This is a genomic window from Streptomyces sp. SP18BB07, assembly GCF_036322545.1.
Taxonomy (GTDB): domain Bacteria; phylum Actinomycetota; class Actinomycetes; order Streptomycetales; family Streptomycetaceae; genus Streptomyces; species Streptomyces deccanensis.
This window is the reverse complement of the sequence record NZ_JAQYWT010000197.1, coordinates 1-357: the sequence shown is the minus strand read 5'-3', so window position 1 is coordinate 357 and position 357 is coordinate 1. Positions and strand designations below refer to the sequence as shown.

Below are 357 nucleotides of genomic sequence, written 5' to 3'. Positions count from 1 at the left end.
GGCCGACCATCGCCCCCGAGAACACGGGATCCGGTACGGCGGCCAGTCCGATGGCGCGTCCTGCGAGAGGTGACATCACGGTGGTCATGGGAAGCCTCCCAGGTGGAGATCTCTGAGGACGCCGCCCCCGTGGGTCCCGGGACGGCGCGCTGAGCAGCAGGGTAGGTCGGTTGAAGTACCCGTTCCGCACGATAGCTCCGCATTAGAGGTCTAGACGACCCCTCGAAGCGATTTGCACGGGCTCCGCGGCCCGATGTAGAGTCTTAGACCTGCCTCGGGGCGAGCGGCACTTTGTGTCCGACCCCGGCAGCACCGAACTCGTTCAGATCGTTCAGATCCTATCCCGGGATCATCTTC

The 357-nt window shown here is 64.7% G+C and carries 1 pseudogene; it reads right to left on the bottom strand.

The annotated features are described in order from the left end of the window. Positions 1-88: pseudogene (locus PUR53_RS01820) on the bottom strand (PTS glucose transporter subunit IIA); the annotation flags it as partial. Positions 89-357: the final 269 nt, after the last annotated feature.